The organism is Paenibacillus nitricinens, from assembly GCF_052056485.1.
In the GTDB taxonomy this organism is placed as follows: Bacteria; Bacillota; Bacilli; order Paenibacillales; family Paenibacillaceae; genus Paenibacillus_AQ; species Paenibacillus_AQ nitricinens.
This window is the reverse complement of the sequence record NZ_CP183948.1, coordinates 4891654-4907214: the sequence shown is the minus strand read 5'-3', so window position 1 is coordinate 4907214 and position 15561 is coordinate 4891654. Positions and strand designations below refer to the sequence as shown.

Here is a 15561-nt window from a genome sequence, read left to right as displayed (position 1 = left end):
GGTATAGCTAATACTTATAACCTGCCATAACTCATTGGTGTAACGGTATAGGCCATCGGATATGCTATATTAATTTTAATAATTTTTTACGAGGAGATTAATATATGAGCACTCAAACCGAACCTAAACAACGAACCGTTACTCCATTTCGATATGATATTGTTGGCAGCTTCCTGCGCCCTCAAGCGTTGAAAGAGGCTAGATCAAAATTCAAAAACGGCGAAATTACCGCTGAGCAGCTGAAGGAAATTGAAAATAAAGAAATCGTTAAGCTAGTGCAGAAGCAAAAAGAGGTAGGCCTTCAAGCTGTAACTGACGGCGAATTCCGCCGTTCTTGGTGGCACCTCGATTTCTTCTGGGGATTTGATGGTGTAGAGCGGACTATTATTGATCAAGGCTACCAGTTTAACGGCGCGCAGTCGAGACCAGAAACAGCCCGATTGACCGGGAAAATAAGCTACAGCAGCCACCCTTTTGTAGCGCATTATGAATTCTTAAAAGGCGCTGCAGGCGAGGGCGTTGTTGCGCGTCAATCGATTCCTGCAGCTGCGCAATTCCTGTTTGAGCTGGATCGGGCAGAAAATAAGGAAAGCACGAATGAATTATACCCGAATCGTGAAGAGCTAATTTCGGATATTGCCAAAGCATACAAAGCGTCAATTCTTGCCTTTTATGCAGCGGGCTGCCGCAGCATTCAAATCGACGATTGCACGTGGGGAGCTCTGTGCGACGAACAGTTTATAGCATTTATGAATCAGGTTGGTGTGAATGTAGCTGAATATGCGAACGAGCTTGCGAAGTTGAACGAAGAAGTAGTATCCGGTCTGCCGGAAGATCTGGTTGTAACGACACATGTATGCCGAGGCAATTATGTTTCTACTTATGCTGGAGTAGGCGGAGGTTATGAACCTATCGCGCAAACACTTCTGAACATCAATAACTACTCAGGTTACTATCTGGAGTTTGATACGGAACGGGCGGGCGATTTCAAACCTTTGCGCTTCCTAAAAGACAATCAACAGGTCGTGCTTGGTCTGTTCTCTTCCAAATTTGGTGAGCTGGAGAGCAAGGAAGATATCCTGAAGCGTATTGAAGAAGCAAAGCAATATGTTGATCTGGACCGGATTTGCCTGAGCCCGCAATGCGGATTCGCTTCTACGGAAGAAGGTAACCACCTGACAGAGGAGCAGCAATGGCGCAAGCTTGCGTATATTAAAGAGATTGCGGAAGAGATCTGGAATTAAGGATAAGTAAAAAGTTAAAAAAACACCTTAAACCGCACGGATATTCATCCGACTCGGCTTAAGGTTTATTTTGATTTAAAGCGAGTGCATCGATATACTTGGCTAGTTCTATCTATACCAGTGACTAGATTAGGGAAAATCTCCCTAATAAAAGCCGATCATTCCTCTAAATGAATCGAATCAGGGAATTCCTCCCTAAAAATCGGGGGATAACTAAATTCACGACCAAATCAGTTGAATTATAGGGAGGAATTCCCTAATTGTCAGCCTAATGATCAAATATCTCTGAATTTTAGGGAGAAATTCCCTGCTATGAACGAATTCGTCAATTCCCCTGTTTTCCCCTTTAAACCAAAGGGTTTTCAATCCCTTGGGCACAGAGACAAAATGCAAGTCGTCGGCTGGCAATCTGCTATCCGTGGGTTGGTTACCACATGTTATGCCTACGTCGAAAGAGCTTCCGCAAACTAATTTCGCACGTCAGATCAGGGATCCTGTGCATAGGGAATTCACGGATTCTCCTCGTACCTTTCTCTTTGTCTCCATGCCCCAAGGATTCAAATCTCTTGGGATATTTTTTATTCTTTCTTATTCGAATTATGCCATTCTTCGTTCTGCGTCTACCGCAATCGACCAGATGAATCCAACTAACTCACGACCTACTGCAGCCATGGTTAAATTTCGGTGCTTCCCGCGTCTGACTAACTTCAGATACTTGCTGTGTAACCGTTCTTGGGCCTTCCACGACGTTTCATGCACATGAGCACTTTGCCCCTCCAATCGCACGGTTAAATCTCCTTTAATCGCTGGACGGTGACGGTAACTCCATGCAGACTCTACCAGTGCGCGCCTTACTCCAGAATTTCCGACTTTTGTAAGACTACCTCTTTTGGTGCTTGCTCCCGATGAATACTCCCGTGGGACGAGTCCCAGATAACTCATGAGCTGAGCCGGTGAACGAAAACGCTCGAAATTCCCAATCTCAACCACTAAAGTCATAGCTGTCAGCAGAGCGATTCCCCGCAGACCTTGCAATGCTTGAATGACAGGTGCGTAGGGACAGATCTGCGCTTCTTCTCGCATTGCGGCTTCAAGGCGCTTGATTCGCTCCTCCACTTCCCGGAGCTGTTGCAGGGATTCGGTGAAAACTCGTTCTTGAGCTGCATGATCAAACCTCAGCATGGACAACCATTCCCGGTACCTTTTGGTCCAGCGTTTTTTCATGCCCTCTGGCTTGTGAATTTGATGGCGCAACAAAAAATGAATGAGTCGTTGCCGAGCCCGATGTAGGTCTTGCCTAGCATCTTCTCGCGCACGAATAAGATCTCGTAAGGCTTCGAGTTCTGGAGTCGGTACATAAATCGCAGTCAATTCTCCTGCACGGTGGAGCTGAGCCAGTTTTTCAGCATCCCGTCGATCTGTTTTTATGGCATCGCCAGGGCGCTGTGGCATACGCGAAGGTGCGATCACCACGCAGGAAATCCCCATCTTCGTCAACCAGCGGTACAAGTCATATCCGGTAGGTCCAGCTTCATAGCAGACCTCTAGCGTAATCCCTGAACCTTTGAGTTTCCGAATTATTTTAGCGACTGCATCAGGGGTATGGGGAATGGCTCCATAATATCGCGCGGGTTCTCGACCCTCATCTGCAATGGCCACCGCAATTTTTTCTTTAGATACATCCAAACCAACGTATTTTATGGTATTCTTCATAGTAACAGCTCCTTTCGTATGTAGCTCTGAAATGGTTGTCCTTTTAACTTCCATTTTAACCTACGGTGTGCGAAACAGGGGCTGCTTTTCGTTCATCATAACTAATCTATAAAACGCAAAGTACAAAAAAGGGAGCTCTCGTTAAGAGGCTCCCTTTTTTGTACTTATATTATTTTGTATAGTTATCGAAGTAACCTTGAATATAAATCATTGGTGTTCCTTTGTCTCCACTACCAGAAGTCAAATCAGATAATGAACCAATCAGGTCCGTTAATCTACGAGGTGTAGTCCCTTGGGCTTCCATCGCACCAACCAGATCCTCATTTTTATTCTGGATATATTTAGAAATGGCTTGTTTCAGCTCTTCACCACGAAGATGAGAGAAGTTGTTATCGGCCAAATATTTCAATTTCACCTCATTTGGCGTTCCATCAAGTCCTGCAGTATAGGCAGGGGATACAACTGGATCTGCCAGTTCCCATATTTTACCGACCGGATCTTTGAATGCACCATCGCCATAGACCATTACTTCTACAGTTTTACCTGTAATTTCTTTAATTTTTGCTTGGATACCATCTACGATAGGTTGGCAGTTATTAGGGAATAGCTTTACGCTTTCTTCTGTTGCTTTATTAGAGCCAAGCAGACCATAAGCTTCGTTAAAGCCGCTGCCATCGATGGATTGTGTAAGAACATCATCCAGACCAAATACTTTTTCAGCACCATTGCTCATGAGAATTCGTTTGGTTCTGAACCGTGTGTGAATATCACAAGTTAATACATTTTTTGTGTAGTTTAAAATGGTTTTCGGATTGTTGGAGAAGATGACTTCACAAGCCACACCTTCAGCTTCAATTAAGCTTTTATAATATTCGATATAGTCAACACCTGTGAATGGGTGCTTAATATAGCCGAAATGTTCACGGAACTGAGCCTCAGTTAATACATCCGTCCATGGATTGACACCCTTAGCATCTAATTCGTCGATGTCTACAAGATGGTTGCCTACTTCATCCGATGGATAGCTTAACATTAAGACTACTTTTTGTGCCCCTTTGGCAATTCCACGCAAGCAGTTAGCAAACCGGTTACGGCTAAGAATAGGGAAAATAACACCCACAGTCTCTTCACCGAATTTTGCTTTAATATCAGCAGCAATATTATCAATGGTCGCATAGTTTCCTTGTGCCCGAGCCACAATGGATTCTGTTACGGTTACAATGTCGCGATCCTCTATCTTAAAACCCTCGATTGTTGCAGCATTCAATACGGTCTGAACTACGATTTCTTCTATGTTATCCCCATTGTTAATGATGGGTCCGCGAAGTCCGCGCACCACTGTTCCAACTACTCTTTCCAATACAATCTCTCCTCTTATAAGGGTATACTCTCTATATAAGTAATGGTTTTTATCCTATATTACTATACCCTTTTAAGCGATATAAGTGAAATTAATGTTTGTGATATCTAATATAAAAAGGATTTATAGAGGGAGCGCCGTATGAACAAAATGGATCGATTGTTAGCTATAGTGCTTGAACTGCAGCGAAATAAAATGTTACGGGCGGAGGATTTGGCGGCTACGTTTGAAACGAGTGTGAGAACTATCTATCGGGATATTCAGGCACTGAGTGAAGCGGGCGTATCCATAATAGGAGCGCCAGGGCAGGGCTACTCCTTAATCGAGGGGTATTTCCTGCCACCCGTTAGTTTCACGCTGGACGAAGCAGTGACATTGCTTATCGGGACTGACTTTATCGAGCAGTGGTTTGATGCCCACTATAGCAATAAGGCTAGAAGCTCTAAAGCAAAGATAGAAGCTATCCTTCCAGAAGCCATCCGCAGTAAAGCGTCACAGATCCGCAAAAGTTTTCGTTTATTTGCATCCGCAGCAGATATAGCACCAATACAAGAAAAGGCATGTCTGGAAGCCATTCGTCGAGCGATATTGGAGGAGAGGAAAATAAGATTTCGTTATTCCAAAAGAATCGCCGAAGCCGATGGGAACCGTCAAAGTATTCGTACGGTTGCTCCTTACGGACTTGTGCTTCATCAAGGATCATGGGTACTCGTCGCTTGGTGTGAATTGCGTCAAGGCATCCGTCATTTCCGGTTATCCCGAATGAGGGAGCTTATAGATCTGGAAGATAAATTCATACTGCCAGCGGATTTCCAATTGGAGGTATACCAACCTCCTGATGATCGCAACGTTCATGTGCTTATCTTAGTCCATTCGGACATAGCCGATAGGGTGAGGGAATCGAACAATTTCTATATTGAAACTATAGAGGAGCATGCGGAAGGCTTACTGGTTACTTTTCGAGTTCGAGAGCCAGCGGAATTGCTGCAATGGGTGCTGGGCTGGGGAGGCGGCATGGTTGTGCTAGAGCCGGAATCTTTTCGCCATCAAGTTAGAAACGAGCTGGAAATAATGTTAAAACGCTACTGACATAACGCTGTCAGTAGCGTTTTTGTATACTTGGATAATTAATGACTAGAGGAGCTGAAATATGATGATTACAACTAAAGAAGCCTTACAACGTTTTGAAGAAACTGCGACATACTATATTCATGAATTAGAGCGATTCAATCTGGAACAGCTGAAGCAAAAGCCAAGTGAAAACGAGTGGTCCATCGGACAGATGGTTCAACATCTCATTAACTCGGCACTGTATATGCAGCTTCGTAATATTGATCAATGTCTGGCGCCAAGCCAAGATCCCTTAATATCTCATGTAGGGAAAACCGAGGATGGTGCGGCTATATTTGCACAAGGAAGCTTTCCACCCATTCGTATTCAGGTTCCGCCTTCTGCCCAATATACACCGGAGCAGCCGGAGAGCAAAGAACAATTAATTCAAGGGTTACAATCAGTCATCCAAAGAATGAGAGAGGTCGAACCGTCTCTTGAAAAAGCGTCCAAACTTAATACCGTATCTCATCCGCGATTCGGTGGACTATGCGCGGAGGAATGGTTCCTGCTTATTGAAATGCACTATCGTCATCATCTTCTGCAGCTGGAGCGATTAAACAAGGAATTGTTTCGGAAAGTGATGTAAACCAAAAAAAGAGGCCATTGCTGATCTACAGCAATGGCCTTTCGTCGTAAAAGAAATGATCTTTAATTTCCTGAGCCAAGCGTCGCTTGAACATAATCTTTATATTCACTCGGATTAACACCAAAATGCTTCTTGAAAAGTCTGGTGAAATAAAATTGATCATGTATACCGATTTGCGTGGAAATCTCTTTGACATAAGTGTTGCCCTTTAGAATTAACTCTGCGGCCTTCTCCATTTTTACGGTATTAATGTAATGAATGATACTTTGGCCGACTTCTTCTTTAAAGATTCGGGATAGATAGTTCTCACTTAAGTTGACCTGCTTGGCAATCAGAGATAAGGTCAGCTTTTTCTGATAATTTGCATTGATGTAATCAATGGTTTGTTTAACATCCCTATTATGGGTAGTCACAATCTGTTGTTTTTGATGGGTGAATAATTGAAATAAAAGCTCCATCTGCGTTAGAATCTCAGCACTTCGCTTACTATTTGCAATATTCTCAATAGTTGTTTTCAAAAGCTTTGGATCTTCAACGATAATGTGAGCATCGCATAATGGAAGATAGTGCAGACAATTGACGATGAATGTTTTGGCTTCAGCCGGCTTTATTTGTTTCGATCTGCAGGTCTCAAGGAAATTATGAATGGCTTGATTAACGGCTTCAACGCCGGAGCGTTTCCAGGCCTGTATTAAATTTGTAGAGAACTCATGAACGTTTTCGAAATCGAGCGTATCATTTAAATGGACAATCTCGGGATCAATAATCGTTATATCGTTGTAAAATTGGATTTCCAAGGATTCTTTACATCGCTCTAGCATTACTTTCGCCTCAGCGTATCCTCTAATGGGCTGGGAATAAACAATGGTAGGGGTAATGGAAATATACATTTTGATCAACTGGATGACTCTATGGATAAAGTCGGTACGGATAATTTGCTGATTATCTAAGGTATCAGTGGAGATTAGCAGCAACAATGCATTCGATTCAAGCTGAATAATTTCGAATTGATCTACGGTTTCCAGGATATCTAAGATGATGTTTTCAATGAAGGATACCGAAAGTTGATTTTTCCGTTCGCTAGGGCTGGCGCTATTTTGCTCAAAGGTAATGTAGAACAAATAGCAGCTATTTTCACTAAAAGCGAGTGTTATAGAATCTTGCTGTTCAAGCTGGTTCATATCATAATAGGGGTCGGTAAAATAATCTTTTAAAATCGCATTTTTTACACTCTTTAAATTGTGTTGCAATAGCTGAGATTGTGTCTCTAGCTGCTGCTTGGACTGAAGCTGTTCTTGAATTAGGTGCGTGGATTTCTCCAGCAACTGGATGAGGTCCGCAGTCTTCATACTAATCTTAAGCATGTAATCTACAGCGCCAAGAACTAATGCTTCGCGAACCAACTCATACTCCCCGTGGTTACTTGCCACCAGGATTTTTCCTGCAAACCCTCTGTTATTCAGTTCTTTTATCAGCTGCAAACCATCCATATTAGGCATTTTGAGATCTGTAATGATGATATGGGGATTAAATTTCTCGACAAGGGTTAAAGCTTCAATTCCGTCAGAGGCTGTAGCACAGATCATATATCCAAGCTCTTCCCACGGAATCATGGTTCTGAGCGCGACTTTTACAATAGGTTCATCATCCACCAGCATTACATTATACATTGGATACACTAGTATCACCCCTTATCTTCTTCGTAGGTTTGTTTGGGGATAATCAGGCGGCAACAGGTGCCTTGACCCACTAAGCTTGTGATGAATAGTCCGTAGCTCTCACCATATTGAAGCTTAATGCGATCGGCTACATTAGAAATTCCGATACCGGACAGCGTATCAGCCTTTTCCGATTTTTTCGTGTCAAAGCCTTTTCCGTTATCAATGATTTCTATAACAAGTGTGTATTCATTTTTTGCGTAAACCTTAATGCGAATAAGAACCTTTCCTCCAATATCCGTAACCCCATGGATGATAGCGTTCTCAGCGATCGGCTGCAGAATAAGTTTAGGGATCAGACTATCTAAGACCGATTCATCTAGATCATATTCAACGTCAAATCGATCAGCATAACGTATTTTTTGAATGGCAAAGTAATTGTCCAGATTATTAAGCTCCTGTTTGATGGTTATTTCCTCATCTTGATCGATGATGGTACTTCGCAGTAATTCTGCGAGAGAGGAGATACCATCACTTAGCACGGGAACCTGGTTAATCATTGCGAGCCATCGCAAGGAATTTAGAGTGTTGAATAAAAAATGAGGGTTAATCTGTGATTGTAGCATTTGTAATTCAAGCGAACGCTGCCTCTTTTGATCTTTCTGTTGATCCTCTATCAGTTGCTCAATCCGGCTGACCATACTATTAATCCTATTTGCCAGAACACCCATCTCATCGTTACTGTGATCTTCTATACGATTGGATAAATTTCCATAAAAAATTTGATTACAGAAGACAATAATTTGTTTGATAGGCTTCAGGATACTTTTATACAAGACGATGATAATTAGGATACAAAGGACTACAATGATGCTGACAACGATAAGGAGTCCCGTGGTGATTTTACTTGTCTCAGAATTAATATAAGAGAAGGGAACCGTAGAAATCATGTACCAGCCTAATTGATTATTATTGATATAGGAGATCTGATGCATTTTGCCATTGACTAAGCCTTGAAAGGAATGGTTCTTCTGTGACTCTTGTTCTTTGATTTGGTTGAAAAGTTGACCTTTATCATAGGCTGCTCCAAGTGTTGTACCCTTTAGGTTGGAGGACATCACTATTCCTTCTCTATTCATGATAAGCAGATTAGAACCAGTTCCTAAGTCCACACTGGAAAGAATGACTTTTGAGAATAACTCCCCGCCGATAAAAACAAACACATAACCTAATGGAACGCCAATGTCTTCTTGATCAAAAATTTTACGCCCCAGGACAATCGTATGGGAAGCACGATAGCTTTTTACATAATTAAGACTGTCATAAGGGGCATTCAGATCTACCTGTTTCATGATTTCCCCATACTTTGGATTGGGAATGCCATCATAGCCTAATTCATAAATAGGTTCGTTCTTGGAATCTATGATCCGAACGTTCTGAACATATCCCGGATAAATGGTTCTGTACACATTATCCATAGCGTGGTTAATGGTAGCATTGCTAGGAGCGGGTTCATTAGGTGCTGCCGTTAAACGCTCCTGAATAATAGGATTGGTAGAAACAGATCCGGCAAGATATTGATAGTTATTAAGCTCGCTTAACATCGTTCGATTGAGCAGTGTCAAAGCCTGAAAGGTAGATTTACTTAATTTATTGTTAATGGATTTGGAGTAGATAGTATAGGAATAGAAACCTATAAAGATGATGGGAATCACGGAAACGATTAAGAAGATAACGGTTAAGCGATTTTGAATTTTAATTTTTCTTATGATTTGTGGGGGACTAGGAAAATACCGCTTCCCTTTGTTATGACTCAGGTGGATGACCTCCCATTCGATATCCTTTACTTACAAGTTAACATAAAAAGAAGAATGGAATATATATGCATGGGCGAAAAGCAAGAATAATCTATGGAATCGTTAGTATTATCCATTCCTTTAACTGCTAAGTTTACAAGTCATGTGAGTCTGATGAATAAGTATATCTGAAACCTGAATGATAGATGGATAAAATAATACATAGGTACGTTTGTATTGTAAATGTAAATTAAACGTAAACACTTCTATACTTAAGTTATCAGATAAAGCGTTTTCAATATTGAATCTGTGATTGGATTGATAGCAAGAACATCTTAAGGAGGGCGTTTATGAGAAAGACGATGAGTACGTTATTAGCGGTTACGCTGCTAGGTGTAGGGTTGGTTGGCTGTGGGAATAGCACGAATAAACCTGCGGCTTCAAATGATTCGAATGCAACAAAAGCTACAAGTACCGCGCAAGCCACAAGTACAACGAACGCTGAGAATACTTCTAAAGAGGATGCTAAGAAGGAATTTGATAACAAGGAACTGAGTATTGCTGTATTCCAAGGAGGATATGGCGCCGATTATTGGAATGAAATTGTCAGCAAATTCGAGAGTACTTATCCAGGGGTAAAAGTGAATATGACGATCAACCCTAAGGTTGGTGAAGTGATCAGACCACAGATTGTGGCCGGCAATCCTCCTGACTTCCTATCTGTTACGGACACAGAGCAAAGTGGGATTATGTTGTCCCTCATTAAAGAAAAAGGACTCCTAGATATCAGTGATGTATTCGAAAGCAAAGCATTAGATAAAGATGAGACGCTAAAGGATATGATTCTTCCAGGAATGCTGGACAGCACAAGATTTCAGCCGTATCAAGACGGGAAGATCTATCTGGCACCTTTTAACGCTGGACCGATGGGCTTGATTTACAACAAAACATTGTTCGCGGAAAAAGGCTGGAGTGTTCCTGAGACTTGGGATGAGTTCTTTGCTTTAGGCGATGAGCTGAAAAAAGAAGAGAACTTCTTGGTCAATGCAGATGGAACGAAAACGAAAAGAGCTTTGTTCACTTACCAAGGCATCTATCCGGACTATTTGGAAGAAATCCTGTATCCTGCCATTGCTAGTGCGGGTGGTAAAGAAACGTTAGATAAAGTCTTTGCTTATGAGGAAGGATCATTTAAGAACGACACGATCAAAAAAGTATTGGATATATTCTACAAAATATCTAAAGACGGATATCTGATGGATGGTACGGTTGCCCTGAATCATACCCAATCGCAGACCGATATGATGATGGGGAAAGCGTTGTTTATCGTAAACGGCAACTGGATGGAAAATGAAATGAAGGATTCGCCTAGAGAGAATGGCTTTGAATTTGGGATGACCACTGTGCCTGTATTTAATAAAGGGGATCAGAAGTACGTGCTTTCCAGCTATGAGCAATTCTCCATTCCAGCAAAAGCTAAAAATCCAGAGCTGGCTAAAGAATTCTTGAAGTTCCTGTATACGGATGAGTCCGTTAAATTATTCGCGGAAAAAGCTAATGGTGCGTATGCACTTAACGGTGCGAAGGAGCTGTCGAAGCCATACTTGACCAAAGGTGTATATGACATGTTTGAGGCTTATAATGGTTCCATTTCAATTCTGCAAGGCTGGCAATCCTTACCGAAGGGCTCCAAGGTTAGTGTAGTCACTGAAATGTTCAAAAATACGATGACGCCAGTCATGACAGGTCAAATGACCACTGACCAATGGATGGATAATGTTGAAAAAGCTTTTGCACAGATTCGTAAAGAGAAAGCAGCTAGTAAATAATTTATAGCATCTCATGCCAATGCATCCTGTTAAGAATGGATAAGGACATTTATGAACAGGATGCATTTTGCATGAAGAGGAGTGAGAAAGATGTCTGAGATGCAACTAACGGAAGTAGCTCCTAGAAACAGAAAAATAAAGACTAAGTCAACGAAAACTAAAAATCCGAAGCTATTCATAGCCGTATGTACCATTCCTGCGCTACTGTTGACTCTCGTATTTATGATCATTCCAACCTTTCGGGCATTCGTTATGTCTTTTACGGATGCAACCGGGATGAGTGATGAGAACAAGTTTATCTTTCTGGATAACTATAAATATATGTTCCAAGATGAGATGTTCCTCAAAGCGCTTAGTAATACGTTCAAGCTGATGCTGGTCGTGCCGGTGGTTACCTTAGCCTTTGGCTTAGTGCTTGCTTTTCTATTGACGCAGACGAAGCTGAAAGAGCGCGGCTTTTACCGGACAGTATTCTTTTTCCCCAGCATTATCTCTTTGACGGTAGTCGGGATCATATGGTCCTTTGTATTTCATCCGAACATGGGGATCTTGAACAATATTCTCTCAAGTATTGGGCTGGATCAACTGACTATGACTTGGCTTGGGGATAGCCGAACTGCATTATGGTGCGTAGCGGTCACTCTGATCTGGCAGGCGGTTGGTTACTATATGGTGATGTATATCGCTGCTATTGATGGGATTTCTGCGGATGTGTTCGAATCGGCGACCATTGATGGTGCGGGGTATTTCCGGAAGCTTATCAGCATTACGATCCCACTGTTAAAAGAAATCATTGGTATAACCTTCGTGCTGTCCCTGGCGGGTACGATCAATTTAAGCTTTATAGTTGTAACTATCATGACTGGCGGTGGGCCGGCAGGTGGTACTACTGTGTTACTCCATTACATGTACACGCAAGGTTTCCAAAATGCGAACTTTGGATATGCCATGGCGATCGCAATCTTTACGCTTGCTTTTGCCTTTGCCCTTTCTTTTCTGTCCAGACTACTTACAAATCGAGCAGAAGGGTAGGGGAGAAGGGTGAACAGTAATCAACAGAGTCTTATAAAAATGAACATTATCAATTGGATCACTCGGCTGTTTCTGATTGTGGCTACCATTGTTTTGTTATATCCGTTTGTATGGAATCTTTTAGCCTCATTTAAGAGCAACACGGAATTTTTAACCGATCCTTTTGCCTTTCCACAAGCCTTACACTTGGATAATTATGTACGTGCTTTTCAGAAATCCAAGATGGGAAGTTATTTCCTGAATTCTATCTTTCTAGTGGTGCTTTCAACTGCGATTCTAGTTATTTTTGTGGTCCCTATAGCTTATGTATTAACAAGATTTAAGTTTTGGGGTTCCAAAATGATTCTTAATATTTATATGGCCTGTATCTTTCTTCAAGCTTCTTATATTATGGTCCCTTTATTTATTCAAGTGAATTCTTTCGGGATGCTGGACAATCGCGGGATGCTCGGTTTGATCTATGCTGTCCTTCAGTTTCCCTTTGCGATCTTTGTGTTGAGCGGATTTCTACGATCTGTCCCTAGAGATTATGAAGAAGCCGCTAAGATTGACGGTTGCGGGAATACAGGGGTACTCGTCAGAATCATTGCGCCACTGGCTAAGCCAGGAATTGTAACGGTCTGTATGCTGGCAGCGATGGGCTTTTGGAATGAGTATCCACTGGCATTAGTTCTAATTCAGACGGATAGCAAAAAAACATTACCGGTGGGCTTAGCCAATCTGTTTGAGGTTCAAAGGTATGCTACAGATTGGAGCGCACTATTTGCCGCATTGATCTTGGTACTCATTCCAACGATTCTCCTATATGTGGTAGGACAAAAACAATTGCTCCAAGGCATAAGCGCTGGCGGAATTAAGGGCTGAACAACAAAGTCATGGAGGGAATTTGTGTGGATAAAGGAAGATTTACACTACCTGGTGAAACAGGAATGGAAGAGGTCATAGCTGATCTTGTAGAGAGATGGGGCGTAGATGCTGTACGTGACAGTGATGGCACGAGTCTATCGCAGGACATTCTTGATATGGGTCTGCAAATCTATTCAACGCTATGTCTGGTGCGTGAGGACAACGAGTGGGCAAAGCAGCATCCACAGTATAGACAGCAGATTTATCTGATGTCTGCACCATTGATTGTGACATCGAAGGTAAACACCATCGATATTATGGCAGATTTTTTTGCAGATCAATTTGTTCCTAACATAGATGTAGATATTAAAAAGTATTGGCAGGTTGTAAACCGGACCACAGGAGAAATAGTACCTTCGGCACATTGGAGTTACGCAGAGGGGATCGTCACGCTTGAGCAGGCGGAACAGTTTCACAAATATACCGTCAGTTTCTTGGCCTATCAGATTTGGGAACCGGTCTCTATGTACAATCACATCACGAATAACTGGACGGAAGAGCATCGCTTACCACTGGATGTTCGTTATCCCGAGGCTCAAGAGCAGGTATTGAAGGTGCTGAAAGATTGGCTAGCAAAGCATCCGAAGACTGATATCGTTCGTTTTACTACCTTCTTTTATAATTTTGACTTGATTTTTAATAAGGAAGGTAAGGAGAAGCAAGTTAATTGGTTTGGCTATCTAAGCTGCGTAAGTCCATTAGCATTAGATCAGTTTGAACAAGCCTATGGATATCGTCTGACTGCGGAAGATTTTGTGGATCAGGGACGATATAACACACCGTTTAAGAATCCGACGTCAAGGTATTTGGACTGGATGGAATTTAATCAGAAATTCATTGCAGGTTATGCCAAACAATGTGTTGATATGGTGCATGATTTTGGTAAGAAAGCGATTATGTTCTTTGGGGATCACTGGGCAGGCACAGAGCCTTATGGTAAATATTTTTCCCAGATTGGGCTAGATGCGGTGGTTGGGGCTGCCGGAGATGGGGTTACGACCCGTATGATCGCGGATATTCCGATTAAGGATACTGAAGCCCGTTTCTATCCTTACTTTTTCCCAGATGTATTCTTTGAAGGTGGAGATCCTGTTGGGGAGTCCATGCCGATCTGGATAAAATGTCGCCGGGCACTTATGCGTAAATCGGTTGGAAGAATGGGGTATGGCGGATATCTAAGTCTGGCGTACCAATTCCCTAATTTCATTGATCATGTGACGGAGATCGCGGCTCAGTTTAAAGGCATTCATGCAAATGCTGAAGGGACTCAGCCATATAAAGCTTCGTTTAAAGTGGCGATTCTTAATACTTGGGGCTACATCCGTTCTTGGCAGACACATCAGGTGGCTCACTCTTTATGGAATCAAAGATGTTATTCCTACATAGGGGCACTGGAATCGCTCGCAGGACTGCCTTTCGACATTGAATTTATAAGCTTTGATGATATTCGGCAACACGGGATTGATCCTAGTATCGGTGTGATTATTAATGCAGGTGATGTTCATACTTCTTGGAGCGGTGACGATCACTGGAGCGACCCGAAAGTGGTGGCAACGCTTCGCGAATGGGTGCATCAAGGCGGCGGCTTTATTGGAATTGGTGATCCAACGGCTTATGAGCATCAAGGGGTTCTCTTTCAACTGGCAGATATTTTAGGTGTTCAAAAGGAAATGGGTTTTACAGCAAGCGTTAATAAGCCTAAGGTAACGCCAGTAAAGGAGCATTTCATTACGGAAGATTTGGAAGGCGACATCGATTATGGTGAAGGGATGACCATGATCTATCAAGCAGAGACTGGCGCTGAAATATTGGATGTGCAGGACAAAAGCTGCAATCTTGCTGTGAATTCAGTTGGGGACGGTCGAGGCGTTTATATTGCAGGGCTGCCGTATAGTATCCAGAATACTAGATTATTGAGCCGGGCGATCTTTTGGGCTGCACATCAAGAGGATCAATTGTATTCTTGGTTCTCAGTGAATCCGAATGTAGAGTGTCATGCCTACCCTGAGACTGGGCGCTTTTGTGCAGTGAATAACACAGCGGAGACCCAGAAGACGACGATCCTGATGGAGAATGATATGAGACTGGAGCTGGAATTGAACGGAATGGAAAGTGTGTGGCTGGATATGAATTCTATGAGGGCATACATTTAAGGAGTCCGTCGTAGCTACGGAGAATATTTGGACTTCCGGCCGCTGTTGTCTCCAAATTTCCTGAATTGTACCGCTTCGATAGAGTAATTGAGGAATTTCTCCCTGAAATTCCGGGATTTTTGGTCATTAGACTACTAATCAGGGAAAACCTCCCTAAAGTTTAGCTGATTC

11 protein-coding genes are annotated in these 15561 nt (G+C 42.4%); 7 read left to right on the top strand and 4 right to left on the bottom strand.

Going from position 1 to position 15561, the window contains the following annotated elements; all coding sequences use genetic code 11:
- Window positions 1-104: 104 nt before the first annotated feature.
- Complete coding sequence (locus ACN6KS_RS21920) at window positions 105-1244, top strand: 5-methyltetrahydropteroyltriglutamate--homocysteine S-methyltransferase (RefSeq protein WP_094877933.1); 1140 nt, start codon at window positions 105-107, stop codon at window positions 1242-1244.
- A gap of 597 nt (window positions 1245-1841) precedes the next feature.
- Here ACN6KS_RS21920 and ACN6KS_RS21915 read toward each other — a convergent pair.
- Together ACN6KS_RS21915 and ACN6KS_RS21910 are read right to left on the bottom strand one after the other, a co-directional pair.
- Window positions 1842-2957 carry an IS110 family transposase gene (locus tag ACN6KS_RS21915; protein ID WP_440960470.1) on the bottom strand — a complete coding sequence of 372 codons (1116 nt, stop codon included), beginning with the start codon at window positions 2955-2957 and terminating at the stop codon, window positions 1842-1844.
- A 169-nt stretch (window positions 2958-3126) separates the two neighbouring features.
- Window positions 3127-4317: a coenzyme F420-0:L-glutamate ligase gene (locus tag ACN6KS_RS21910; RefSeq protein ID WP_094872864.1), complete on the bottom strand. Its 1191-nt coding sequence runs from the start codon at window positions 4315-4317 to the stop codon at window positions 3127-3129.
- A gap of 141 nt (window positions 4318-4458) precedes the next feature.
- Here ACN6KS_RS21910 and ACN6KS_RS21905 point away from each other — a divergent pair, with 141 nt between their 5' ends.
- Window positions 4459-5406 carry a helix-turn-helix transcriptional regulator gene (locus ACN6KS_RS21905; RefSeq protein ID WP_440960469.1) on the top strand — a complete coding sequence of 316 codons (948 nt, stop codon included), beginning with the start codon at window positions 4459-4461 and terminating at the stop codon, window positions 5404-5406.
- A gap of 67 nt (window positions 5407-5473) precedes the next feature.
- Entirely contained in the window at window positions 5474-6016 is a 543-nt protein-coding gene (locus ACN6KS_RS21900) for a DinB family protein (protein ID WP_094872901.1), read from the top strand.
- Window positions 6017-6078: 62 nt separating this feature from the next.
- Here ACN6KS_RS21900 and ACN6KS_RS21895 read toward each other — a convergent pair whose 3' ends face one another.
- Window positions 6079-7686 carry a response regulator transcription factor gene (locus ACN6KS_RS21895; protein WP_440962429.1) on the bottom strand — a complete coding sequence of 536 codons (1608 nt, stop codon included), beginning with the start codon at window positions 7684-7686 and terminating at the stop codon, window positions 6079-6081.
- A 14-nt stretch (window positions 7687-7700) separates the two neighbouring features.
- Window positions 7701-9389, bottom strand: coding sequence for a sensor histidine kinase (locus tag ACN6KS_RS21890; RefSeq protein WP_440960468.1), 1689 nt, complete (start codon window positions 9387-9389; stop codon window positions 7701-7703).
- 431 nt (window positions 9390-9820) lie between these two features.
- Between ACN6KS_RS21890 and ACN6KS_RS21885 the strand changes: the two genes are divergently transcribed.
- The 4 genes from ACN6KS_RS21885 to gnpA all read left to right on the top strand — a co-directional run bounded on the left by ACN6KS_RS21885 (window position 9821) and on the right by gnpA (window position 15390).
- Complete coding sequence (locus ACN6KS_RS21885) at window positions 9821-11299, top strand: carbohydrate ABC transporter substrate-binding protein (RefSeq protein WP_094872856.1); 1479 nt, start codon at window positions 9821-9823, stop codon at window positions 11297-11299.
- 90 nt (window positions 11300-11389) lie between these two features.
- The gene (locus tag ACN6KS_RS21880; RefSeq protein ID WP_218832793.1) at window positions 11390-12331 is read left to right on the top strand and encodes a carbohydrate ABC transporter permease; all 942 of its coding nucleotides are present in this window, start codon (window positions 11390-11392) and stop codon (window positions 12329-12331) included.
- A gap of 9 nt (window positions 12332-12340) precedes the next feature.
- On the top strand, window positions 12341-13195 hold the full coding sequence (locus tag ACN6KS_RS21875) for a carbohydrate ABC transporter permease (RefSeq protein ID WP_256989959.1): 855 nt from the start codon (window positions 12341-12343) through the stop codon (window positions 13193-13195).
- A 26-nt stretch (window positions 13196-13221) separates the two neighbouring features.
- Window positions 13222-15390, top strand: coding sequence for a 1,3-beta-galactosyl-N-acetylhexosamine phosphorylase (gene gnpA, locus ACN6KS_RS21870; protein WP_440960467.1), 2169 nt, complete (start codon window positions 13222-13224; stop codon window positions 15388-15390).
- The last annotated feature ends 171 nt before the right edge of the window (window positions 15391-15561 follow it).